Source organism: Streptomyces sp. CA-142005 (assembly GCF_050942335.1).
Taxonomy (GTDB): Bacteria; Actinomycetota; Actinomycetes; order Streptomycetales; family Streptomycetaceae; genus Streptomyces.
Genome location: NZ_CP192078.1, coordinates 4,442,269 through 4,466,695 on the forward strand (window position 1 = coordinate 4,442,269; position 24,427 = coordinate 4,466,695).

Consider the following 24,427-nt stretch of genomic DNA (forward strand, 5'->3'; position numbering starts at 1 on the left):
GTCAGGAGGCCTTGGCCTTCTCCTCGGTCTTCGCGGCGGCGACCGGCGCCGGCTTCGCGGCCTCGTAGAACTCCTCGCGCGGGTTCTCCATGGCGCCCAGGGAGACGACCTCGCGCTTGAGGAACATGCCGAGCGTCCAGTCGGCGAAGACGCGGATCTTGCGGTTCCAGGTCGGCATCGCCATGCCGTGGTAGCCACGGTGCATGTACCAGGCGAGGCGGCCCTTGAGCTTGATCTTCATCTTGCCCATGACGATCATCGCCACGCCCTTGTGCAGGCCGAGACCGGCGACCGCACCCTTGTTGGCGTGCTCGTAGTCCTTCTGCGGGAAGCCCCGCATGCCGGAGACCACGTTGTCGCCGAGGACCTTGGCCTGGCGCAGCGCGTGCTGGGCGTTCGGCGGGCACCAGGCGTTCTCGTTGCCCGCCTTGCGGCCGACGAGGTCCGGGACCTGCGCGTTGTCACCGGCGGCCCAGATGTAGTCCGTGCCCTTGACCTGGAGCGTGGGCTCGCAGTCGACGTGGCCGCGCGGGCCGAGGGGCAGACCGAAGCGGGCGAGGGCCGGGTTCGGCTTGACGCCGGCCGTCCACACGATCGTGTTGGCGTCGACCTCGAGGCCGTTCTTGAGCACCACGTGGCCGTCGACGCAGGAGTCCATGGAGGTGGAGAGGTAGATCTCCACGCCCCGGCTCTCCAGGTGCTCCTTGCCGTACTGGCCGAGCTTGGGGCCGACCTCGGGGAGGATCTTGTCGGCGGCGTCGACGAGGATGAAGCGCATGTCCTCACGGGACACGTTCTTGTAGTACTTGGCCGCGTCCCGGGCCAGGTCCTCGACCTCGCCGATGGTCTCCGCGCCCGCGAAGCCACCGCCGATGAAGACGAAGGTGAGCGCCTTGCGGCGGATCTCCTCGTCGGTCGTGGAGTCGGCCTTGTCCAGCTGCTCGAGGACGTGGTTGCGCAGGCCGATGGACTCCTCGATGCCCTTCATGCCGATGCCCTGCTCGGCGAGGCCGGGGATCGGGAAGGTGCGGGAGACCGCGCCGAGCGCGATCACGAGGTAGTCGAAGGGCAGCTCGTACGCCTCGCCCACCAGCGGGGCGATCGTGGCGACCTTGCGGTCCTGGTCGATGGTGGTGACCCGACCGGTGAGGACCTCCGCCTTCGGCAGTACGCGTCGCAGCGGGACGACGACGTGGCGAGGGGAGATGTTGCCGGCGGCGGCTTCGGGGAGGAAGGGCTGGTAGGTCATGTACGACCGGGGGTCGACGACCGTGACGGTCGCCTCTCCGTAGCGCATCTTCTTGAGAATGCGCCGAGCTGCGTACAGGCCTACGTACCCACCGCCTACTACGAGGATCCTGGGACGCTCCGTGGTGCTCATGCCATCGAGTATCCACCCGCCTCGGAGGGGGTGCTCGTGCGCCCCTTCACAAGGTCTGACAGGCCCTGTGCTACACTCCGCGACCCGCGTGACGCAGATCATGACCGGCCGCGGGAACCGCAGTACGGCCGGGACCGTTGTCAATGCCGCGTGAGCTGCCTCTCCGGGCCGGCGGGACGGCGGTGAGGGTGCCGTGACGCCACCGGAACAACCCTTTCCGCGGCCACCCGCGTCCTCCATCTGAACATGTTCAAACGAGCTTTGGGCCCCCGGAAGGGCCAACCGGCACCCTTTCGTGGCCCGGCCGGGCCGAATTCCTTGTGAAGAACTTCACGAACTTTCCCGGAGCGGTCGCGCCGAAGGGGCCCGAAGGGCCCCTCGGCACCGCTCAAACGTTATCCGACCTGCTCAGCAGACGGCTACCCGCGAGTAACAAAAGAGAGCTACGCCACCGACCAGGCGATGCCGTCGAGGATGTCGTGCTCGCTCACCACGACCTCCTCGGCGCCGGTCCGCTCCATGATCGCGAGCAGCACGAGGGCGCCCGCGCCGATGACGTCGACCCGGCCGGGGTGCATGGAGGGGATCGCGGCGCGCTCGGCGTGCGTGGAGCGCAGCAGCCACTCGGTGATCTCGCGGACCCGGTCGCGGGAGATGCGGGAATGGTGGATGCGCGCGGAGTCGTACTCCGGCAGCTCCTGCGCGATGGCCGAGACCGTGGTGACGGACCCGGCGAGGCCCACCAGCGTGCGCGCCTCGCGCAGCGGGACCGTCTCCTCGGCGAGGTCCAGGGCGGCCTCGATGTCGGCCCGCATGGCGGCGATCTGCTCCTCGGTGGGCGGGTCGCTCACCTTGCCGTCGTGCACCAGGTGCCGCTCGGTCATCCGCACGCAGCCGACGTCCACGGACCGCGCCGCCCGGACGTGCTCCGCGCCGACGACGAACTCCGTGGAGCCGCCGCCGATGTCCACCACCAGGTACGGCTTGGTGAGATCGTCCCGGCCCGTCAGCTCCTTGGTCGCGCCGGTGAAGGAGAACTCGGCCTCCTGCTCGCCGCTGATCACCTCCGGCTCGACGCCGAGGATGTCCAGCACGCCGCGCACGAAGTCGTCCCGGTTCTCGGCGTCCCGGGAGGCGGAGGTGGCGACGAACCGCACCTCGGCGGCGCCGAGTTCGCGGATGATCCCGGCGTACTCCCGGCACGCGGCGAAGGTCCGCTCCAGCGCCTCGGGCGCCAGCCGGCCGGTGCGGTCCACGTCCTGGCCGAGCCGCACGATCGTCATGCGCCGGTCCAGCTCCAGCAGTTCGCCCGTGGCCGGGTTGACGTCGGCGACCAGCAGCCGGATGGAGTTCGTGCCGCAGTCGACGGCGGCGACCCGTGAGAAGCCCTCCGGAACCATCGGCCGGCCTGCGAAGAAACCGCTGCGGACCTCGGTCGGGTCGGTGACCGCGCCCTCCTCGCCGGGGTGCTCGTCCGCCGGGTCGGGCGCCTTCAGCGGCTGGACACACGGCCCCTTGCGCCACCACTGCGGCAGCATCGCGATCGCCTCGTCGCCGAGCGGGTTCACGCCCGGGCCGGCGGCCAGCGAGTGGGCCACCAGCACGTGCAGGCACTTGACCCGGTCCGGCATGCCGCCCGCGCTGGGGAAGCCCTCCAGGACCTCGATCTCGTCCCGGCGCCGGATGTAGTCCTCGTGCGCGGCCCGGTAGGCGGCGGCCAGTTCCGGGTCGGTCTGCAGCCGCTCCGTCATCTCCTTCATGACGCCGTCCGCCTCCAGCGTCCCGATCGCCGAGGCGGCGCGGGGGCACGTCAGGTAGTACGTCGTCGGGAAGGGCGTGCCGTCGGGCAGCCGGGGTGCCGTCTCCACGACGTCCGGCTGACCGCACGGGCAGCGGTGCGCGATGGCCCGCAGGCCCCGCGGCGGGCGGCCGAGTTGCTGCTGGAAGGCCTCGACGTCGGCGTCGGTGGGCTCGGTGCGCTCAGTGGGCGGCGGGGGCGTTTCCATGACTGCTTATCGGAGACTTTCTGTCAGTTCACTGGTCGGAGGCGTCGGACTTGTCGACGCCGTCCCAGACGTTCGCGTACCAGGGCCGGCGGGCGGCCCCGAGGTCGGCGCGGGACTGCTTGGCCGCGCCCGGGTCGATCACCACGTACCCGGTCTCCCCGGGCATCACATAGTGCAGCCGGCGCCGGATCTGCTGCTCGGCGTAGGAGTCGTCCTGCCAGCGCGCCTTGAGGTCGCGCAGCTGCTCGACCCGCTTGCGGGCCTGCTCCTGCTGCCGCTGGAGGTCGGAGATCTGCGCACGCTGGGAGACGTACTGGCGCATCGGATAGGCGAGCGCGACGATCAGCGAGCACAGCACCAGCGCGAGCAGCGCCGCGCGGCCGGTGAGCCGGGAGCGGCGGGCCTGGCGCCTGGTCTGGGAGCGGTACACGCGGGCCGCCGTCTGCTCGCCGAGCAGCCGCAGCCTGGTCGCGGTGGAGAAACGGTCCCGGTCCTTCACGGCCATCTGGCTTCTCCCGCCTCCCCTTGCCGGTGTGCTTCACACGTGCGTACGTCCCCGGACACGGTACGGGACCGGGTACGGGGACGTACGTACGACTGGCTAAGACTTGGCCCGGGTTGGCTCAGCCCTTGGAGATCTCGTGGTTGCCCTTGAAGCGCGGGAACGCGCTGCGGCCGGCGTACACCGCGGCGTCGTCGAGGATCTCCTCGATGCGCAGCAGCTGGTTGTACTTGGCGACGCGCTCGGAGCGGGCCGGGGCGCCGGTCTTGATCTGGCCGCAGTTGGTGGCGACGGCGAGGTCGGCGATGGTGACGTCCTCGGTCTCGCCGGAGCGGTGGGACATCATGCACTTGAAGCCGTTGCGCTGGGCCAGCTCGACGGCGTCCAGGGTCTCGGTCAGCGAGCCGATCTGGTTGACCTTGACCAGCAGGGCGTTGGCGGTGCCCTCCTCGATGCCGCGGGCGAGGCGCTCGGGGTTGGTGACGAACAGGTCGTCGCCGACCAGCTGGACCTTGTCGCCGAGACGGTCGGTGATGACCTTCCAGCCGGCCCAGTCGTCCTCGAACAGCGGGTCCTCGATGGAGACGAGCGGGTAGGCCGCGACGAGCTCCTCGTAGTACTCCGTCATCTCGGCGGCGGAGCGCTCCTTGCCCTCGAAGAGGTACTTGCCGTCCTTGTAGAACTCGGAGGCGGCCACGTCGAGCGCGAGGGCGATCTGGTCGCCGGGGACGTACCCGGCCTGCTTGATCGCTTCGAGGATCAGGTCCAGGGCGTCACGGTTGGAGCCCAGGTTCGGGGCGAAGCCGCCCTCGTCGCCGAGGCCGGTGGACAGGCCCTTGGACTTCAGGACGGACTTGAGGGTGTGGTAGACCTCGGCGCCCCAGCGCAGGGCCTCGGAGAAGGACTCCGCGCCGATCGGGGCGATCATGAACTCCTGGATGTCCACGTTGGAGTCCGCGTGCGAGCCGCCGTTGAGGATGTTCATCATCGGCACCGGCAGCAGGTGCGCGTTGGGGCCGCCCAGGTAGCGGAAGAGGGGGAGGTCGGACGCCTCGGAGGCGGCGTGGGCGACGGCGAGGGAGACGCCGAGGATGGCGTTGGCGCCGAGGGAGCCCTTGTTGTCGGTGGCGTCCAGGTCGAACATGGCCTGGTCGATCAGGCGCTGCTCGGTGGCGTCGTAGCCGACCAGCTCCGGGCCGATCTGCTCGATGACGGCGAGGACGGCCTTCTCGACGCCCTTGCCCTGGTAGCGGTTCGGGTCGCCGTCGCGGAGCTCGATGGCCTCGAAGGCGCCGGTGGAGGCGCCGGACGGGACGGCGGCACGACCCGTGCTGCCGTCGTCGAGGCCGACCTCGACCTCGACCGTGGGGTTGCCTCGGGAGTCCAGGATTTCCCGGGCTACGACGACGTCGATGGACGGCACGAGCATCTCCTTCTTGGATGTGACGCTGGAAGTGCGGGGCTGTGTGCCTTACGGCTGTGCCTTGCGACTAGAGCCTAACCGTCCCCGGCGCGTCGGCCACCGACCGACCGTCCCGTGGACAGGAGAGACACGCAGACGGTACCTATTGTTCACCCACGGAACAAAGGGGCCTGCCGGTGAGGCCCTGCTGAAGAGTGGGGAAACGCAAGACCCCGCCCCGGCGCGTACGGGGGAACACGCGCCGGGGCGGGGAGCCCGTGGGGACGGGGGTGGCCCTCACGAGGCCCTCAGCATGCGGGCCGGGGATGTGAGGGCACTGTGAGCCCGTTCGGAGCCAGGCGTCACTTCAGGTGCAGCTGCTGGCCCGGGTAGATGAGGTCGGCGTCCTTGACGATGTCCTTGTTCAGCTGGAACAGCTTCTGCCAGCCGCCGGCCACGTGGTGCTTCTCGGCGATGGCGCTGAGGGTGTCGCCCTTGACGACCTTGTACTCGCCGTCGCCCTTCTCGACCTTCTTGCCGGTCGGGGTGGTGACGGTCTTGCTCGCCGACGGGGCCGTGCGCGTGGTGGAGCGGGTGGCGGCCTGGCCGGTGGAGCGGGTGGCGGTGCTCTTGGTGGTGCTCTTGGTGGTGCTCTTGGCGGCCGCCGGGGCGGAGCCGTTGTACGGCGTGCTCGACAGGCCCGTGCCGCACACCGGCCAGGCGCCCTTGCCCTGGCCCGCGAGGACCTTCTCGGCGACGGCGATCTGCTGCGCCTTGGTGGCGAGGTCGGCACGCGCGGCGTAGGCGGTGCCGCCGTACGCGGCCCAGGTGGAGTTGGTGAACTGCAGGCCACCGTAGAAGCCGTTGCCGGTGTTGATGGACCAGTTGCCGCCCGACTCGCACTGGGCGACCTTGTCCCACTCGGAGGCGGTGGCGGCGGAGGCGTTGCCGGCCGCCATCAGCGGGGCGGCGACGGCGGCGCCGGCGACACCGGCGAGCGTGATGGCGCGGACGGCCTTGGACGGGCGACGGTGCGTGCCCTTGCCGGAGAACAGCATGGATCGATCCCCTCACCGACGCCTGCGAGGTGAGCTGTCGGGTTCGGGCCGGTTGAGTTGCCCGGCCGCGCACTCGTTCATCCGAGGCGCGGCTTCACCCCAAGCCGGACCAGCGTCAACCGCTGGGCCCGGCGCTTACCTTGGGTCCCCCGCTCCTGCCTACGGCGCTTGACGCGACGACTGTTCCCGGGCATCCGCTGGCAGGATTCGGCGTTGCGGCTGCCGGGGCTCGTGGTGACGAGCGGTCCTGACCGTAGACATGCGATCGTCGGATTTTCAAAGACGATCAGGGCTTCTGAGACTCATCCCACACTTTCACCAAACCGGACATCAGCCGCGAAGTGGGGCGTCAATTCCCGCTAGCCGTCGCCGTTTTCGGCATGGACTTCCAGGGTCTGACCGGCGGCGATGTGGTCCGGGTCGGCGCCGATGACCTTCTTGTTGGCGGCGTAGAGCGCATGCCACCCGCCGTCGACGTCAAGGGAGTCGGCGATGGAGGCGAGGGAGTCGCCCTCGCGGACGGTGTAGGTGTCCGATCCGCGGCCGGCGTGGCGGCCGGAAGGCGTGGCGTTCTGACCGTTTGTCACGCTTTCGTCCGCGCTCTCGCCGCGGTGACGTCCGCCACTGCCGAGCGCGCCGGTGTCGACCAGGCTCCAGGAACCGGCACTCTGCTGGTAATTGTCCGGGTTGTCGGCGCTCGGGGTTGCTGTGGGAGAGCTGTCGCCTCCCTGTGAACCTCCGCCGTCGCGCGAGCCGGACTTGTCAGTCTTGTCGGACTTGGGGGTGCTGGTTCCGGTGAAGTCACCGGCGCCGTCCGGGGTTCCGGTGGCGTGGCTGCCCGAGCCCGGGGCCGGTGCGGTGCTCTCGTCCGAGGAGGAGCCGGTGGAGTCCGAGCCGGAGGAGTCCGAGCCGGAGTTGGAGCCGGAAGCGGAGTCCGAGGAGGACGAATCCGACAGACCGGACGAGCCGGAGTGGCCGGCCGAGCCGGACGCGTCACCCGAACCGCCGGAGCCACCGACGCCGGGGTCGACGTCGACCGAACCGGAGTGGGAGGTCAGCCCGGCGGTCAGCGCACACATGGCCCACGGCTTGGTGCCCTGGTCGGCGAGGATCTTCTCGGCGACGGCTATCTGCTGCGAGCGGCTGGCCTGGTCGGCGCTCTCGGCGTACTGCGTGCCGCCGTACTCGTCCCAGTCCTCCTGCGAGATCTGCAGACCGCCGTAGTAGCCGTTTCCGCTGTCCGCGCTCCAGGAGCCGCCGCTCTCGCACTCGGCGACCTTGTCCCACGTGGTGCCGTCGGCCGCGTTGGCGCTCGCGGCGCCGAGCAGCGGGATGGCGATGGCGGAGCCGGTCACCCCGGCCGCGACGAGGAGGGCCGGAGCCTGACGGGGGCGACGGTGACGACCGTTCCCGGAGAGCATGCGGAAGCCTTTCGTGCGACAGCAGGACCGGCGGGCGAAGCAGTGCCTCTCGCCACGCTGATGAGTGAACGTATCGGCAGACGATCACTTGTCACAAGTTCATGCCGCGCAGATCACGTGAAGATCACAGTGTTGAATGTTTGTCATCTCCTGCTGTGCGGCGGCCGATCGTCCCCTCCTGCCCGCTTTGTCACCCGTCGGAACGGCGACGCCTCACGCCCTGCCCGCGGGGCGGCCGCGACCATGGACTCGACATGACCCCCCGGGGGGCTTCCCGTCCAGGAGGACACGATGGCGCGGCACACCCGGCTGCCCGGCGAGTCCGCGGACTACCTCGCCGCACGCGAGGAACTCCGCGACGCCGAGATCGAACTCATGCGCCACCGCGAGAGGGTCGCGGCCCTGCGCAGGGCGCTCCCGCAGGGCGCCGCGGTCGACGACTACGTCTTCCTCGAAGGCCCCGCCGACCTCGACGCGGGCGACACGCCCGTCCGCGAGGTCAGGCTGAGCGAGCTGTTCACCGGCCCCGGCCGGCCGTTGATCGTGTACCAGTTCATGTACGGCAAACGGCAGACCGACCCGTGCCCGATGTGCACCCTGTGGATCGACGGCTTCAACGGCGTCGCCCATCACGTCGCCCAGAACGCCGACCTCGTCGTCCTCGCCGCCGCCGACCCGCCCACCCTGCGCCGGCACGCCCGAGCCCGCGGCTGGTCCCGGCTGCGTCTGCTGAGCGCCGGGGACAGCACCTTCAAGTACGACCTGGGCAGCGAGGACGAGGACGGTGCGCAGGACTCCACCGTCTCCGTCTTCACCCGGGACGCGGACGGCACGGTCCGTCACTTCTACTCCGCCCATCCGCGTATGTCCGAGGACATCGACCAGCGCGGCATCGACCTCCTCAACCCCGTCTGGCACCTCCTCGACCTGACGCCGGGCGGCCGCGGCGACTGGTTCGCCGGCCTGGACTACTGATCGCCGCTTCCCGCCCGGACCGGCGTGAACTCCACGGGCAGGGTGCGCAGGCCCCGCATGATGAGCCCGCCGCGCCACCGCAGGTCGGCCGGATCGGCGGCGAGCCGCAGGTCGGGCAGCCGGGTGAGCAGGGTGGCGAGCGCGGTCTGGCCCTCCAGCCGGGCGAGGGGCGCGCCGAGGCAGTAGTGGATGCCGTGGCCGTATCCGAGGTGCTGGTTGTCGCGGCGGGCGAGGTCCAGCACGTCCGGGTCGGCGAACCGCTCCGGGTCCCGGTCCGCCGACGCGAGCACCACGAGCACCGGGTCCCCCGGCGCGATGTCCTGACCGCCGATGCCGAGCGGCTCGGTGGCGAACCGCCAGGTGGCCAGCTCCACCGGGCCGTCGTAGCGCAGGAGTTCCTCCACTGCGGTCTCCAGCAGGTCCCTTTCCCCCCTTGCCAGGGAGCCTTGGAGGCGCTCGCGCTCCTCGGGGTGGGTGAGCAGGGCGTAGGTGCCGTTGCCGATCAGGTTCACGGTGGTCTCGAAGCCGGCGAACAGCAGGATGAAGGCCATCGCCGCGGCCTCGTTCTCGGTGAGGTGCTCGCCGTGGTCGGAGGCGCGGATGAGACCGGAGATGAGGTCCTCGCCGGGCGCGGGCTCGGCGGGCAGCGCCTCGCGCTTCCTGTGGATCAGCTCGGCGAGGTAGCCGCGCATCTTCTTCACCGACCGGGCGACCCCGCCCCGCGGCCCTCCGCCGTGCCGGATCATCATGCCCGCCCAGTCCCGGAAGTCGTCCTGGTCCTCGCGCGGGACGCCGAGCAGGTCGCAGATGGCGTAGATGGGCAGCGGGAAGGCGAACTCGTGGATGAGGTCGGCGGAGCCTCGCGCCGCGAACCGGTCGATGAGGTGGTCGGTCAGCTCCTGCACCCGGGGCGCGAACTCGGCGACCCGGCGCGGGGTGAACGCCTTGCTGACCAGCCGGCGCAGCCGGGTGTGGTCCGGCGGGTCGATGTTCAGCAGATGGGTCATCAGCTCGGCCTTGCGCTCACCGGGGATGCCGGTCTTGCCCTTGGCGTGCGCGGGCTCGTCGTGATGCGCCGGGTTCTTGCTCAGCCGCTGGTCGGCGAGGGCCTGCCTGGCATCGGCGTACCGGGTGACCAGCCAGGCCTCGACACCGCTGGGCAACCGCGTCCGGTGCACCGGCGCGTGCTCGCGCAGCCATGCGTAGGCGGGGTAGGGGTCGGTGGCGAACTCCCAGGTGAACAGGGCGGGAGCGGAATCCGGGGCCGGGTCGGGGGCGGACTGGGGGTGGGGCTGGTCGGTCACTCTCCGACCGTATCCGGATCCGGGTGGGCCTCCGCGTCCCGGTGGCCGCCGGGATCCGTGCGTATCGCCTCGGGGGCGACTGCCTCCGCCGGGTCCCGGTGGGCCTCCGCGTCCTGGTGGCCGCCGGGGGCCCCGGATATGGCCTCGGGGACCGCTCCCTCCGCTTCGCGGATGGCGTCCCGGTACACGCGCGCCGCCGCGCGCAGGGCGGCCTCCGGGTCGACGCCCTCCGCCTCGGCGCGGGCCGCCAGGGCCAGCAGCTGGTAGCCGACGCCCTCGCCCTCGGGGAGCGGCACGTCGAGGCCCGCCGTGCGCGCACGGGAGGCGAGCTTCGCGGCGAGGGCCAGGCCGGGCTGGCCGAGCGGGACGCCCTCCGTGACCGAGGTGCGCCGCTTCTCCTCGGCCTTGGTGCGCAGCCAGTGCGCCTTGACGTCCTCCGGCGTCTCGGCCTTCTCGTCGCCGAAGACATGCGGGTGCCGGTGGACGAGCTTGGCGACGATGCCGCCGGCCACGTCGTCGACGGAGAACGGCGTCTCCGGGTGCTCCTCGGCGATCCGGGAGTGGAAGACGACCTGGAGCAGGACGTCGCCCAGTTCCTCGCGCAGCTCCTCGCGGTCGCCGGCCTCGATCGCCTCGACCAGTTCGTACGCCTCCTCGATGCCGTACTTGGCGAGGCCCTGGTGGGTCTGCCGGGACGACCAGGGGCATTCGGCGCGGATGCGGTCCATGACCTGCACGAGGTCCAGCAGACGGGCGCCCGGCAGGTCGTAGGAGGCCGGGAGCAGTTCCAGCTCGGGCATGGTGACGCGGCCGGAGCCGGCCAGGCGGGCCAGGCCGTCGGTGAGCGCGGGCTCGCCCTCGCCGGTGGCCACGACCACCACCGTCCGCCCGCCGGCACAGGCGTCGACGAGCTCCTGGGCGGTGGGGGACGCCTGAGCCACCGCTATGCCGGCCTCGCGCAGATACGGCAGCTGCGGATGCGCTCCGTCCGCGCACAGCACGGCGTCGGCGGCGCGCAGCGCCTGCCAGGCGGGCCAGGACAGCAGGCCGGGCGCGACACGGTGGCTGGTGGTGAGCAGGACGATGCGACCGGGGTCGGCGGCGGGGGTGAGATCGGAGCTGGATGCGTTCACGATCCGAACGTAACCCACGGCGGCGAGGAGCGGATTTGGTTATCCACAGGGCGGGGACGATCGTGCGATCGTACGACCGCGACCCGCTCGGTTGCCCGAGCCCGGCCGTCCCCTGTCGTACCGTCCCGGCGCCCGGCCGGGCCGCTCGCTACGCCGTCACCGGCTGCCCGCCCGACGCCGTCGTGACCTCCCGTACCCACGGCGTCTTGGCGTCCACCCGGCTGCTCTTCTGCACGTCCCAGCTGCCGTAGCGCGGGTTGAGGTCGATGTGGAGTTCCTGGGACGCCTTGGACAGCGCCTTCCAGAAGGCGGGCTGGCTGGTGTCGGTGCCGAGCTGCCTGGCCAGCTTCTGCGCCTCCAGCTGGAGCCGGAGGTTGTCGTCGAGGCGGGCCGGGGCGATGCCGTACTTCTGCAGCCAGGCGGTCTGCAGCCCCTTGAGGCCGCCCGCCTGCTGCTCGAGCCCGGCGCGCATCTGCTGGACCTCCTCGCGGCTGACCGTGATGCCCGCGTCCCGCGCGGCACGGTGCAGCACCCGGTCCAGGACCATGTTGTGCAGGGTGTCCCGAGTGAGGCTGCTGGTGGAGGCCAGGACCTGCTGGTACTGGGTCTCGTCCGGCACCGCGGCCCGCTGTGCCCTGCGGACCTCGTCGACCCGGCTCTCCAGCTGCGCGACGGTGATCCGCTGTCCTCCCACGACGGCCGCGGCGCCCGGGTGGGCGCTGTTTCCGCAGGCGGTCAGCAGGGGTGCCGCGGCGGCGATCGCGGCAGTGAGGACGAGCGCGGTGCGACGGCGGCGGTGCAAGGAAACCTCCAAGGGGAGATTGTGCGACGGTGCACAAAGTCTTGCGGTGATCGATGTTAGGCAGTGGGGCGGCCTGGGCCAACCCATTCGACCAACGATTCGCGCGCGCTTCGGGCACCGTCGCGCCGCCGCTGCGGGCTCGGCGCACGTGAGTCCCGTCCGCGGCGCGTGTCCGACGGCGATGCCGATGCCGCGCCACGGGAGTTCACAGCGCCCTCCCGGGCAGCGGCATGGTCAACCGCGCACCTGCCCCAGCCACTGCAGGGTGCGCCGGATCTCCATGGCCATCGGATAGCCGGGACCGTGCAGCCGTTCCACGTCCATCAGCAGCCGGGCGAGGGTGTCGTGGGCGGAGGGCCGGTCGCCGAGGGCGAGCAGCAGATGGCCGATGCGCCGGCGCACGTCGTGGGCGAGCTGCGGGTCGCCGGAGACGTACTGGTTCTCGTAGTACGGCAGCAGCGCGCGGTACTCGGCGAGCGCCGCCGCCGGCTGGCCCAGCTGCTCCAGGCACTGCGCGGCCTCGTAGCGGTAGCGCAGGGACTGCGGGTCGGCCTGGCCGGCCTCGGCGGCGCGTTCGTCGGCGAGGCGGCGCAGTTCGGGCAGCGCGCGCCGGTACTGGCCGTCGTCCATGAGCGTGGCCGCGTACTGCTTGCGCAGGGTGCGCACGACCGGGGAGTGCTCCCCGTGCTGCTCGGCGGCGGCGGGCAGGATCGCGCCCAGGATGTCCACGGCCTGGGTGATGCGCCCCTCCCCGAGCAGCCGCTTGACCTCGTCCACGGCGGCGGCGACGTCGGGCTTCTCGGCCATCGGCGGCGGCGCGACGGGGGCGGGCTGGGGCGCGGGGGTCCGCGCGCGGTCCGGCCAGGGGGCGTGCGGGCGCAGGAAGGGGCGCGTGGGGTCCAAGGGCGCCCCGGTGGGCATGCCGCGCGCCGGCAGGAGCGCCGCCAGGTCCTCGTAGACCTCCTGCGCGGACGCCGGCCGGTGCTGCGGGTCCTTGGCGAGCAGGCGCAGGACGAGCGTCTCCAGCGCCTCGGGGACCTCGGGGCGGAGACGGCGTACGGGCAGCGGGGGCTCGTACAGGTGCCGGTGCAGCACCCCGAGCGCCGTCGAACCCGCGAACGGCACGTCCCCGCTGAGCAGTTCGTGCATCAGCACACCGAGCGCGTACAGGTCGGTGTACGGGCCGACCGCGCCGCCCATCGCCTGTTCCGGCGCCATGTAGGCGGGCGAGCCGATCGGGGAGCCGGTGTGGGTCAGGCGGGTGGTGTCGGTGTCCATGACGGACGCCACGCCCAGGTCGAGCACGGTGACCGTGCCGTCCTGCTTCACCATCACGTTGCGCGGCTTGAGGTCGCGGTGCACGATCGGCACGGCGTGCACGGCACTCAGCACGGCGCACAGTTGCGCGGCCACCGCGACCGCCCACTGCCACGGGTACGGATCGTGCTCGGCGAGATGGTCGGACAGGTCGGCGCCGTCGACGTACTGCATGACGAGGAACAGCTCCTCGCCCTCGCTTCCCGCGTCGTGCACGGTCACCAGACCGGGGTGGTCCACCTGCGCGGTCACCCGGCACTCGCGCATGAACCGGCGGCGCAGTTCGTCCGCCTCCTGGCCCGCCACCTTGTCCGGGCGCAGCAGCTTGACCGCCACACGCCGGTCCAGCCGCCGGTCGTACGCCGTCCACACCTGGCCCATGCCGCCCTGTCCGATGAGCGTGGACAGTTCGTACCGGCCGGCGACGACACGTCCTGTCGCCACGGTCACCTTCCGCCCTCATGGCCGTCGGGCCGGCCGTGCTGCTGCCCGTCGTGCTTGCGCAGATAGTCGCTCAGCTCGTCCAGTTCGGCGCGCACCTGGTCGATGTGGCTGGGCGCCGGGCGCCGCGGCGGCGGGGTGGTCGGCGGGGGCTGGGGCACGGGCGTGTGCGGCATCGGGGGTGGGGTGTGCGGGGCGACCGGGGCCGGCGGGAAGGGCGTGTCGTGGCCCGCCCGGCCGATCGGCACGGTGGGGACGGTCGCCGCCGTGTAGGGGTTCGCGGGGCCCGGATAGGCGTACCCGGCCTGGCCGGTCCGCGTCGCGTACGCCTGCTGCCAGCGCGAGTAGTGGCGGATTTCCGCGGCGAGGTAGTACGCGATCGTGCCCACCAGCGTGCCCAGCAGCAGAAACATGCCGAAGTAGCCGGCCGGGGTGTGGATGTCCTCGCCGGGCTCGGTGCCTATCAGCACCAGGCTGAGGATGTCGGCGACCAGCGCGGCGACGAACAGGCACCAGTCCAGCGCCCGTCGCGTGACGATCGCCAGCCGCAGCAGCATCGCCCAGGCCATGAGGCCGATGCTGAAGAACCCGATCACCACGAACAGCACACGCAGCAGAACCAGCCACGCGGTGTGCGGCGGCTGCTTCACCGGCTGGTAGCCGAGGCCTTGCATGACTGCTCCTGATGCCTGATGTGGGCGTACGTGTCCGACCGGCGTGCTCCGTCGGGCGGAGAACGCCGGTCGTCCGATTGTCGCTTCGAGCATATGACCCGACACCGACAAGGACACGAACAAGCGCCCCTGTTGTACCGAACCGTTGTCCGCCCCACAGCGCGAACCCCCCACCGGCACGGCCGCCGGTGAGCACTCCACGGTCCGCGGGACGCCGTCGGCCGGCGGCAGGACCAGGGCGCGAACGGCCCCCGGCCCGGGGTCAGTCGGGCGCCACCGTGCCGTCGGTGAGCCCGTCGTACATCCCGCGCACGAGTTGTTCCCCGAGCCGGCTCGCGTGACGCAGCGCCCGCTCGAACTCGTCGAGTGCGCGGAAGCGTGCGCCGTAGCGCCGCTGTTCGTCCAGCGGGAGCCGGGGCAGCTGCAGACGGCGCACGTCGAGCCGGGTCGCGGTGGAGGCGTAGCTACTGGCCTGCCGGTTGTTCGCGGTGCCGCGCAGGAACCCGGCGAGGAACCACGGGTCGAGCGCCGTGCGATCGGGGCGCAGCAGGACTAGGTTGCGCCCGAGGGCGGCGCCCCCCGTCGCGTCGTCGATCACGCGCGCCACCGAGCCGCCGCCCAGCACCGGTACGACGACGTCTCCCGGCTCGGTCAGCACCGCCTCCTCCTCGCTCTCCGGAAGCGCCCCGGAGGGCGCCGTGCCGGCGAGGACGTCGTGGTCGGTGAGCACGGGCACGCGCGCGTGGCCGCCGTTTCCGCCGGTGCGCATCAGCAGCGCGCCCCCGCGCGCGAGTTCACCGATGGTGGTGAGCGGCCAGCGCGCGCCCGGCGCGGGGGCGGCGGGCGGCGGAGTGAGCTCGCCGGTCAGGCGCAGGGTCGTGCCGAGGCGCTCACGCACCGCCGTGAGCTGCTCCGCGCCGTCGGCCACGGCGGCCGGCGGCAGACGGCGGGCGGGCGCGAGGTCGACGTCGTCGTCGAGGAGTTCGATGACCGGCACGGACCGGGCGAGGCCCGGCCGCTCCGCCAGCCGCCCGTCGCGTTCGAAGGCACGCCAGGCGTCCAGTACGGCCTCCCGCACCGCCGGCCAGTCCGGTCCGCCGCGTCCCTCCCCGGCGAACCTCCCGGTGTCCACGAGCAGCACCTCGGGCGACGCCGGCGTCCGTTCGGGGCGGCGCAGCACCCACACGTGCAGCGGGATGTTGTACGGCGGCGCCGCCCCGACCGGCAGCGCGGCCACCGCCCTGAGCGCGCCCCGGCGCAGCAGGTCGGCGCGGATCCGGCGCCCGGAGCGGCGGGAGGCGGCGGCCGGCGGCATGAGCAGCACGGCGGATCCGCCGTCGGCGAGCCGGGCCAGGCCGTGCTGGACCCAGGCGAGTTCGGACTCGGTGCGGGCCGGGAAGCCGTACTCCCAGCGGGGGTCGTAGGCGAGTTCGTCGTGGCCCCAGTTGCGCTCGTTGAACGGCGGATGGCACAGCACCGCGTCGGCGCGCAGCTCCGGGTAGGCGTCGGCGCGCAGGGTGTCGCCGGCGGCGCCGCGTACGCCGGCCCGGGAGTGCAGTGCCAGCCGCAGCGCGGTGAGCGCGGCCAGGTCGGGCGCGCTGTCCTGGGCGTACAGCTCCTGGTCGGGGCGGGTGTCGACGGCGCGCAGCAGGGCGCCGGTGCCGCAGGCGGGGTCCAGGACGGTACGGGCGGGGCCGGCGAGGTCGGCCATGAGACCGGCGAGTTCGGCCGGGGTGAGCGTGTACTGGCGGGGGTTGGCGTCCAGGTGCCGGCCCAGCAGGAACTCGAAGGCCTGCCGCGCCCCGATCTCGGCGGCCAGCTCGGCGGCACCGCGCAGGAGGGTGGCGGAGGGGAGGAGTTGGGGGCCGGTGGGGGTACGGGGGGTGGGGGTGGCCGAGGTGGAGGCGGGGGCGGCGGTGGCGGCTGCGGGGGTGCCGTGAATGGCGGCGGTGTTGTGAACAGCTGGTGGGGGGTTCACAGCCTGGTCCGTGGGTGAGGCGTTCACACCAGATTCGACGGGGCCGATGTTCACATCAGGCCCGGCGGCCGCGCTGTTCACACCCTCCGCACCGCCGGACGCATTCGCGCCCGCGCCCGCCCCCGCACTCCCCCCGCCGCGCCCCGCACGCCCCGGCACGCTGCCGAAACGTGCCGTCAGCACCTGCTCCAGCGCGCCCGGCAGGATCGCGGCGAGGCGCGCGTCGGAGCCGGCGCTCGCGTCGAGCCAGACGGTGGGGCGCTCGTGGATCAGCAGCAGGGCGCAGCCCGCGTGGACCAGGGCGGTCAGCGGGCCCTCGGGGTGTCCGACGAGTTGCTGCCAGACGCGTTCCCGCAGCGGGACCTCGGCGAGTTTGCCCTGCTTGCGCAGCCAGGCCTCGACCTCGGCGAGCGCGAAGGACGGGCTGGTCTCGGTGCCGCCGACCGGTTTCGGGAAGTCGGCGTGCCGGCGGCGCCAGTTGCTGACGGCGGCCCGGCCCACTCCGGCGAGTCGGGCGATCCCCGCCGCGGTCACCTCTGTCGCGTTGTCCTGCACCGGCCCCGCTCCCCTCGTCCCGTGTGTGCGCCGAGCATACCGGCGTACACAAGATCCATGCATTCACGCCGTGTACTCATCCAAACCTGTGAACCGTGTTGACTCGGTTCACAGACTCTGGTCTTATTGACCCAGCGAACAAGCGGCCACCGGAGGGGGAGGCCGCCGCTTTGGGGAGGGATTCGCCATGGGCATGAAGGCCAAGGTCTCGCTGGGCGCCGTCGTGGGGGTCGTCGTCATCGCCGCCGTGTCGGCGAACGCCGGCAGCAACGGCAAGGACGGCGGTTCCGGCGGCAGCGGCAAGGGCTCTTCCGCCTCCGCCGAGCACACCCCCGGCGGCACCAAGGACAAGAAGGGCTCGGGGGGCGGGCAGGCGTCCGGGAAGAAGAAGGCCGCCATCGCCGGCGACGGCGAGTACCAGGTCGGCTCGGACGTGAAGCCGGGCACGTACCGCACGAACGGCAACTCCGACGACATGTGCTACTGGGAACGCGCCAAGGACGCCAAGGGCGAGATGGACTCGCTGCTGGCCAACGACAACGTCACCGGCACGAGTTACGTGACCGTCAAGCCCACCGACAAGATCTTCAAGTCCAGCGGCTGCAAGGACTGGGAGGCCGTCGACCCCAAGGCGAAGGGCACGCCCGCCTCCTCGATGGACGGCGACGGCGGCATGTTCAAGGTCGGCACGGACATCGCTCCGGGCACCTACAAGTCGACCGGCAACGCCGACGACTCCTGCTACTGGGAGCGCACCAAGGACGCCGCGCACGGGCTGAACTCGATCATCGCCAACAACAACGTGACCGGCACGGCCGTCGTCACCATCAGCCCGAGCGACGCCTACTTCAAGACCACCGGCTGCGGCGACTGGAAGAAGGCGGCCTGAGCCGGCCCTTCCCACCGCCGCTCACCGAGCACCGCTCAACCAAGCCGCGCACCGCGCACCGCGCGTCAACCGCGCGCTCACGCACGGCGCACCCACGTACCGTGCACCACGCACCACGCACCGCTCACCGGACCTGTCCCGCCGACTCCGGCTGCCCGGGCCCGATCCCGGGTGGCCGGACCGGTTCCGGACGCCGTACGGCATGCCGTACCCATAACCCCGTAACACCCAGCTCTGAAGGACTGTCATGCGCCTCACCCCCCGTGTCGCCACGCTGCTCGCCGTCGCGGCGCTTCCGCTGGCCCTCACCGCCTGTTCCTCCGGTTCCTCCGCCGACACCGGCGGGGCGAGCCCCAAGCCGGCCAAGGCGAAGGACCTGAACGCCGGTCTCGCCACCGGTACGCAGTTGAAGAAGGCGCTGGCGCCCGCGTCGGCCTTCCCGGCCGGGTTCACCTCCGAGGCCGACGGCGCCTCGGACAGCGGCGGCCAGTTCCTCTCCCCGTCCGCCCGGAGCACCGCGAAGCCGGACTGCACCAGGCTGGAGAGCACGTCCTGGATCCAGGTGACCGGCTTCAAGGGGGGCGTGTCGTTCGCGCAGAACGACTACGTGAACCACGACAAGACCGAGGAAGTGGCCCAGGAGATCGACGCGTTCCAGGGCACCACCGCGAGCGCGGTGCTCAAGCAGCTGGAGACGGTCGCCGCCGAGTGCGCCACCTTCACGGACACCGACGCGCACGCCAAGGTGAAGCTCACGGGTAAGTCCACGGCCGGGCTCGGGGACGAGGCCTACACGATGACGCTGACGAGCGGCGCGTGGGAGAACGGCTCCACGCTCATCGCGGCTCGTTCCGGCAACTCCGTGATCACCGTGCTGTCCACGGCGGGCACCGACGACGGAGCGGCCACCGCGAAGAAGGTGACGACGCAGATCCTGGGCAACCTGAAGGGCCTGAAGACCACCTGACCCGGGGGGAGTGGATGCGGCACCCGCTCACAGCGGGTGCCGCATCCACACGTTGGGCTCGACGTAGACGGCGTATCCGCGCTCCGGTTCGCAGCGGACCGGGACCAGTGCGCCGGGCACCTCGACGTCGGCCGCGGTGTCGAACGGCAGCCCGGTCCAGCGGCGCCACTCCTCCAGCGAGGCGCCCACGGTCATGGAGGCCGGCGCGATGGAGTCGATGGTGGCTCCGGCGCGCGCGTGGACGCGCAGCCACGGGTCCTCGGGCAGGCCGTCGGGGCGGATTCGGTGGGCGTACTCGGTGATCGGGGTGTGCGGTTCGCGGTGCTTGGCGCTGGGGCGGACGGGGGCGACGACCTCGCGGAAGCCGAGCGCGCGGGCGTTGTCCCGCATCGCCGAGAGCATCACGGCGGACAGGCCGTGGCCCTGGGCGTGCGGGGCGATGGTGACCGAGATGGCGCTCACCGTGTCGGGGCGGGTGCCCCGGCGCAGGTCGGCGAAGGCCCACAGCAGGATCTGGTCCCAGCCGCGTGCGGGCAGGGTGCGCCGGCCGTCGGTGTCGAGGGCGAAGGGCACGCTGAAGGCGTGGGCGACGATCTCGCCGTGCTCGTCCTCGGCGAAGAGCGCGTACTGCGGAAGTTCGGTGGGGATGCGGCCGTAGTGGGCGTTGCCCACGGGGTCGTTGGTCACGAACTCGGGCCAGGTGTCGGCCATCTCGAACAACGCCGGCACCCGCTCGGGCCGCTCGGCGACGCTGCTGACCTTGACGTCCATGGCACTCACGGTAGGGGGCGCACGGCCGGCCCGGTAACGGTTTTGCCGGTCGGCGGGTCGGACCGCGTTCAGCGGGCGCGGAAACGGTCCGGCGCCTTGGTGGGGTTGCCGCCCGTGGGGAGTTTCTGGTCGGGGCAGCCGTTGAGGACCTTCTTCATGGCGGCCTTCTCGGCGGCGGTGACCCACAGGCCGTACTTCTTCTTCACCGCGACCTGGGCCGCCACATAGGTGCAGCGGTACCTCTTGTTGGGCGGCAGCCAGGTGGCCGCGTCGCCGTCGCCCTTGCCGCGGTTGGTACTCGCGTCGACCGCGATGAGGTTGAGGGGGTCGTTGGCCAGGGCTATGCGCTTGCTGGCGTCCCAGTACCTGGCGCCCTTCTGCCAGGCGTCGGACAGGGGGACGACGTGGTCGATGTCGACCTGGCTGCGGCCGCGCCGGTAGGTGATGTCCTTGCCGGAGTAGGGGTCGGGCTCCAGCAGGCCGTAGGAGACCTTGCAGGTGCCGCCGGTGAACTTCACGGCCTTCAGGTCGCGCTTGAGTATGTCGTCGCGGGTGTCGCAGGAGTTGGAGTCGGTGTCCGCCCAGGCGGTGCCGAACCGGGCCCGCGCATAACCGGTCTTCGGCGCCCGGCCCTTGACGGCCAGTGAGTCGACGGCGGCCAGGACCGCGCCGTTGCCGCCGCCCTGGGACCCGGAGGTCCCCTCGCTCTGCGCGGACTTGCAGCCGGTCACCGCGACCAGCACGGCCACGGCGGTGACCGCCCCACACCTCAGACGCGCCACGGTGCGTCCCCCCTCACTCGCCCGGGTCCGCCCGTCGACACGGGCGGAATCGTTCCGTCCCTTACGGTAACCGCCGCGAGGCCCCCTTCAGACGGGGACCAAGCGGTGCTTTCGGGCGGACGGCGGGCCGACGGCGGCCGAGCCGGGGCATGGCGGTGCCGTACCGGGGGGCGCGGCCGGCACGCGCGTGAGCCCGCTCACGCGCGTGCCGCCGGGGTGTGCGCGGCCCTACGGCTCCTAAGACCCCAGGATCGAGGCCAGGAACTCGCCGACCCAGCCGAGCAGTTCGCGGCCGACCAGCGGCTTGCCGCCGACCTTCGCGGTCTTCGGGCGCGGGACCAGCACCTGGTGGACGGACGGCTTGATGACCGTGCCCGGGTAGAGGCGCTTGACCCGCAGTTCCTGAGACTCGCGCAACTCCACCGGCGCGAAGCGGATGTTGGTGCCCTGCAGGACGATCTCGCCGACGCCGCACGCGCGGGCGAGCATCCGCAGCCCGGCCACCAGCAGCAGGTTCTCCACCGGTTCGGGCAGTTTGCCGTAGCGGTCGGTGAGTTCCTCGCGGACGGCCTTGATGTCCTCCTCCGAGTTGGCGGAGGCGATGGCACGGTAGGCCTGGAGGCGGAGGCGCTCTCCGGGCGCGTAGTCGTGCGGGACGTGCGCGTCGACCGGCAGCTCGATCTTGACCTCGAGCGGCGGCTCCTCCTCGATCCCGCCGGTCTCCAGCTGGCGCCGGTAGTCGGCGACCGCCTCGCCGACCATGCGGACGTACAGGTCGAAGCCGACGCCCGCGATGTGCCCGGACTGCTCGCCGCCGAGCAGGTTGCCGGCGCCGCGGATCTCCAGGTCCTTCATCGCCACGTACATGCCCGCGCCCATCTCGGTGTGCTGGGCGATGGTCGCCAGGCGCTCGTGCGCGGTCTCCGTCAGCGGCTTCTCCGGCGGGTACAGGAAGTACGCGTAGCCGCGCTCCCTGCCGCGGCCGACGCGGCCGCGCAGCTGGTGCAGCTGGGACAGGCCGAAGGTGTCGCCGCGCTCCACGATGAGGGTGTTGGCGTTGGAGATGTCGATGCCGGACTCGACGATCGTGGTCGAGACGAGGACGTCGAACCTCTTCTCCCAGAAGTCGACGACGACCTGCTCCAGCGCCGACTCCGACATCTGGCCGTGGGCGGTGGCGATGCGTGCCTCGGGGACGATCTCGCGGAGCCTCGCCGCCGCGCGGTCGATGGACTCGACACGGTTGTGGATGTAGAAGACCTGGCCCTCGCGCAGCAGTTCGCGGCGGATGGCGGCGCCGATCTGCTTCTCCTCGTACGGCCCGACGAAGGTGAGCACCGGGTGGCGCTCCTCCGGGGGCGTGGTGATCGTGGACATCTCGCGGATGCCGGTGACCGCCATCTCCAGGGTGCGCGGGATGGGGGTGGCGGACATGGTCAGCACGTCGACGTTGGCGCGGAGCTTCTTCAGCTGCTCCTTGTGCTCGACGCCGAAGCGCTGCTCCTCGTCGACGATGACCAGGCCGAGGTCCTTGAACTTCGTCTCGGAGGAGAACAGGCGGTGGGTGCCGATGACGACGTCCACGGCGCCGTCCTTCAGTCCCTCCAGGACGGCCTTGGCCTCGGTGTCGGTCTGGAACCGGGACAGGGCCTTCACGCTCACCGGGAACTGCGCGTACCGCTCGGAGAACGTCCCGAAGTGCTGCTGCACCAGCAGGGTCGTCGGCACCAGGACCGCGACCTGCTTTCCGTCCTGTACGGCCTTGAAGGCGGCCCGCACCGCGATCTCGGTCTTGCCGTAGCCGACGTCGCCGCAGATCAGGCGGTCCATGGGGACGGACTTCTCCATGTCCTCCTTGACCTCGGCGATGGTGGTGAGCTGGTCCGGGGTCTCGGCGTAGGGGAAGGCGTCCTCCAGCTCGCGCTGCCAGGGCGTGTCGGTGCCGAAGGAGTGGCCGGGGGCGGCCATGCGCGCGCTGTAGAGCTTGATCAGGTCGGCGGCGATCTCCTTGACGGCCTTCTTCGCGCGTGCCTTGGTCTTCGTCCAGTCGGCGCCGCCGAGCCGGTGCAGGGTGGGGGCCTCGCCGCCGACGTACTTGGTGATCTGCTCCAGCTGGTCGGTCGGGATGTAGAGGCGGTCGCCGGGCTGGCCGCGCTTGGCGGGTGCGTACTCCACGACCAGGTACTCGCGGGTGGCGCCCTGCACCGTGCGCTGCACCATCTCGATGTAGCGGCCGACGCCGTGCTGTTCGTGGACGATGTAGTCGCCCGACTCCAGGGTGAGCGGGTCGATGGTCTTGCGGCGGCGGGCCGGCATCCGGGCGCCCTCGCGGCCGGTCGCGCGCTGCCCGGACAGGTCGGTCTCGGTGAGCACGGCGAGCTTGAGGACCGGGTCCACGAAGCCGTACTCGATCGAGCCGCAGGAGACGTGCACCAGCGACGGGCTCAGCTCGCCGAGGTCGGCGTCCAGGCGGGCGGCGATGCCCTCGTTGCCGAGCACCTCCGCGGTGCGGGCGGCCGGGCCGTGGCCCTCGGTGACGAAGACCGCGCGCCAGCCGTCGGCGAGCCAGCCCTTGGTGTCGGCGAGGGCCCGCGCGGTGTCGCCGCGGTAGGTCTCGGGCGCGTGCATGCCGAGCTTGAGGGTGTCCGCGTCGAGTTCGAGGTCGGCCGCGAAGGGCGACACCGACCACCACATCATGTCCAGCTCGCGCGCGTGGTCGCGGACGTCGGCGATGGACCACAGGGAGGCGGCGCCGACGTCGATCGGGGCCTCGCCGCCGCCTGCGGTGGCCGCCCAGGAGGCCTGCAGGAACTCCTGGGAGGTGGCCACGAGGTCGGCGGCGCGCGTACGGACCCGCTCCGGGTCGCAGACCACGGCCATCGCGCCCTTGGGGAGGACGTCGAGGAGCAGTTCCATGTCGTCGACCAGGACGGGGGCGAGGGATTCCATGCCCTCGACGGCGATGCCCTCGGCGATCTTGTTCAGGAGTTCGCCGAGCTCCGGGTGCTCTTCGGCGAGGGCACGCGCGCGTGCGCGGACGTCGTCGGTGAGCAGCAGTTCGCGGCACGGCGGCGCCCACAGGCCGTGCTCGGCGACTTCGAGGGAGCGCTGGTCGGCGACCTTGAAGTAGCGGATCTCCTCGACGTCGTCGCCCCAGAACTCGACGCGCAGGGGGTGTTCCTCGGTGGGCGGGAACACGTCCAGGATGCCGCCGCGCACGGCGAACTCGCCGCGCTTCTCGACGAGCTCCACGCGCGCGTAGGCGGCGGCCGCGAGGGCTTCCACGATGTCGTTCAGGTCGGCGGTCTGGCCGGTCCTCAAGGACACCGGCTCCAGGTCGCCGAGGCCCTTGACCTGCGGCTGCAGCACGGAGCGCACGGGCGCTACGACGACGGAGACGGGGCCGGTCTCGGGGTCGTCCGGGCTGGGGTGGGCCAGGCGGCGCAGGACGGCGAGGCGGCGGCCGACGGTGTCGCTGCGCGGGCTGAGCCGCTCGTGCGGGAGGGTCTCCCAGGAGGGGTACTCCACGACGCCCTCGGCGGGCAGCAGGGAGCGCAGGGCCGCCGCCAGGTCCTCGGCCTCGCGGCCCGTGGCCGTGACCGCCAGCACCGGGCGGCCGGCCTCGCGGGCGAGCGCGGCGACCGTGAAGGGGCGGGCCGCCGGGGGGCCGACGAGGTCGACGTGCATGCGGTTGCCGTCCGCGGCCGCCGTGATCGCTTCCGCGAGGGCGGGGTCCTTGACGACGGCGTCGAGCAGACCGTGCAGGCTCATGGGGCTTTTTCCGTCCAGGGGTGGGCAACGCAAGTAGCCCGGCGCGGGTGGCAGCCGGGGGTGTCCAGCGTACGACTCCGCCGGGGGTGGCGTCGGAGGCTGTGGACAACTCCGCGTCCTCGCGGCCCGGTGCCGCAGCCGGCGCGCCCACCCGTCCCGGCCGGCTGAGAGGTGATCCCACGGAGTCCCGGCTCGGCCCGCCGCACACAGAACCCGGTGCCGGGGAGTCCCCCAGGACTCCCCGGCACCGGGTCCTTCCCCCGCAACCCCCGTGTGCGGTGGTCGTACCGTCGGCCCG

General features: G+C 71.9%; 18 protein-coding genes, 1 pseudogene and 1 riboswitch. Of the genes and pseudogenes, 3 read left to right on the forward strand and 16 right to left on the reverse strand.

What is annotated here, in order from left to right:
* Window position 1 precedes the first annotated feature (1 nt).
* From ACQPXS_RS20820 to ACQPXS_RS20850, 7 genes and pseudogenes are all read right to left on the reverse strand, one after another.
* Window positions 2–1,381, reverse strand: coding sequence for an NAD(P)/FAD-dependent oxidoreductase (locus ACQPXS_RS20820; RefSeq protein WP_351807376.1), 1,380 nt, complete (start codon window positions 1,379–1,381; stop codon window positions 2–4).
* Between the two features lie 443 nt (window positions 1,382–1,824).
* Complete coding sequence (locus ACQPXS_RS20825) at window positions 1,825–2,781, reverse strand: exopolyphosphatase (protein ID WP_433455886.1); 957 nt, start codon at window positions 2,779–2,781, stop codon at window positions 1,825–1,827.
* Between the two features lie 204 nt (window positions 2,782–2,985).
* Window positions 2,986–3,387 (reverse strand): annotated as a pseudogene (locus tag ACQPXS_RS20830) (DUF501 domain-containing protein); the annotation flags it as partial.
* Between the two features lie 28 nt (window positions 3,388–3,415).
* Window positions 3,416–3,892 (reverse strand): FtsB family cell division protein, encoded by a 477-nt coding sequence (locus ACQPXS_RS20835; RefSeq protein WP_365330918.1) that lies wholly within the window; start codon window positions 3,890–3,892, stop codon window positions 3,416–3,418.
* 118 nt (window positions 3,893–4,010) lie between these two features.
* Entirely contained in the window at window positions 4,011–5,318 is a 1,308-nt protein-coding gene (gene eno, locus ACQPXS_RS20840; RefSeq protein ID WP_351807373.1) for a phosphopyruvate hydratase, read from the reverse strand.
* A gap of 335 nt (window positions 5,319–5,653) precedes the next feature.
* A complete protein-coding gene (locus tag ACQPXS_RS20845) occupies window positions 5,654–6,349 on the reverse strand; it encodes a transglycosylase family protein (protein WP_433450847.1) in 696 nt (231 codons plus the stop codon).
* Between the two features lie 4 nt (window positions 6,350–6,353).
* A riboswitch (cyclic di-AMP (ydaO/yuaA leader) is annotated at window positions 6,354–6,526 on the reverse strand.
* A gap of 182 nt (window positions 6,527–6,708) precedes the next feature.
* A complete protein-coding gene (locus tag ACQPXS_RS20850; protein WP_433450848.1) occupies window positions 6,709–7,770 on the reverse strand; it encodes a transglycosylase family protein in 1,062 nt (353 codons plus the stop codon).
* Window positions 7,771–8,061: 291 nt separating this feature from the next.
* Here ACQPXS_RS20850 and ACQPXS_RS20855 point away from each other — a divergent pair, with 291 nt between their 5' ends.
* Window positions 8,062–8,745 (forward strand): DUF899 family protein, encoded by a 684-nt coding sequence (locus ACQPXS_RS20855; protein WP_433450849.1) that lies wholly within the window; start codon window positions 8,062–8,064, stop codon window positions 8,743–8,745.
* On the opposite strand, the gene ACQPXS_RS20860 is transcribed toward ACQPXS_RS20855, so the two are convergent.
* From ACQPXS_RS20860 to ACQPXS_RS20885, 6 genes are all read right to left on the reverse strand, one after another.
* A complete protein-coding gene (locus ACQPXS_RS20860) occupies window positions 8,739–10,049 on the reverse strand; it encodes a cytochrome P450 family protein (RefSeq protein ID WP_433450850.1) in 1,311 nt (436 codons plus the stop codon). The two genes, ACQPXS_RS20855 and ACQPXS_RS20860, sit on opposite strands and share 7 nt — an antisense overlap.
* Window positions 10,046–11,182, reverse strand: coding sequence for a nucleoside triphosphate pyrophosphohydrolase (locus ACQPXS_RS20865; protein WP_433450851.1), 1,137 nt, complete (start codon window positions 11,180–11,182; stop codon window positions 10,046–10,048). The genes ACQPXS_RS20860 and ACQPXS_RS20865 overlap by 4 nt, the downstream gene beginning before the upstream one ends.
* Before the next feature lie 148 nt (window positions 11,183–11,330).
* Window positions 11,331–11,984: a SurA N-terminal domain-containing protein gene (locus ACQPXS_RS20870; RefSeq protein WP_390682735.1), complete on the reverse strand. Its 654-nt coding sequence runs from the start codon at window positions 11,982–11,984 to the stop codon at window positions 11,331–11,333.
* Between the two features lie 234 nt (window positions 11,985–12,218).
* On the reverse strand, window positions 12,219–13,709 hold the full coding sequence (locus ACQPXS_RS20875; protein WP_433455888.1) for a protein kinase domain-containing protein: 1,491 nt from the start codon (window positions 13,707–13,709) through the stop codon (window positions 12,219–12,221).
* 38 nt (window positions 13,710–13,747) lie between these two features.
* Entirely contained in the window at window positions 13,748–14,416 is a 669-nt protein-coding gene (locus ACQPXS_RS20880) for a hypothetical protein (protein ID WP_433450852.1), read from the reverse strand.
* 262 nt (window positions 14,417–14,678) lie between these two features.
* Window positions 14,679–16,949, reverse strand: coding sequence for an N-6 DNA methylase (locus ACQPXS_RS20885; protein ID WP_433450853.1), 2,271 nt, complete (start codon window positions 16,947–16,949; stop codon window positions 14,679–14,681).
* A gap of 187 nt (window positions 16,950–17,136) precedes the next feature.
* On the opposite strand from ACQPXS_RS20885, the gene ACQPXS_RS20890 reads away from it, so the two are divergent.
* Window positions 17,137–17,838, forward strand: a complete 702-nt coding sequence (locus ACQPXS_RS20890; protein ID WP_433450854.1) for a hypothetical protein — start codon at window positions 17,137–17,139, stop codon at window positions 17,836–17,838.
* A gap of 247 nt (window positions 17,839–18,085) precedes the next feature.
* The gene (locus ACQPXS_RS20895) at window positions 18,086–18,805 is read left to right on the forward strand and encodes a hypothetical protein (RefSeq protein ID WP_433450855.1); all 720 of its coding nucleotides are present in this window, start codon (window positions 18,086–18,088) and stop codon (window positions 18,803–18,805) included.
* A gap of 27 nt (window positions 18,806–18,832) precedes the next feature.
* Here the strand turns inward: ACQPXS_RS20895 and ACQPXS_RS20900 are convergent, their stop codons facing one another.
* From ACQPXS_RS20900 to mfd, 3 genes are all read right to left on the reverse strand, one after another.
* Window positions 18,833–19,576 (reverse strand): N-acetyltransferase, encoded by a 744-nt coding sequence (locus ACQPXS_RS20900; protein ID WP_433450856.1) that lies wholly within the window; start codon window positions 19,574–19,576, stop codon window positions 18,833–18,835.
* 68 nt (window positions 19,577–19,644) lie between these two features.
* Window positions 19,645–20,358, reverse strand: coding sequence for an HNH endonuclease family protein (locus ACQPXS_RS20905; RefSeq protein WP_433450857.1), 714 nt, complete (start codon window positions 20,356–20,358; stop codon window positions 19,645–19,647).
* 237 nt (window positions 20,359–20,595) lie between these two features.
* Window positions 20,596–24,129 (reverse strand): transcription-repair coupling factor, encoded by a 3,534-nt coding sequence (mfd, locus tag ACQPXS_RS20910; RefSeq protein ID WP_433450858.1) that lies wholly within the window; start codon window positions 24,127–24,129, stop codon window positions 20,596–20,598.
* Window positions 24,130–24,427 lie beyond the last annotated feature (298 nt).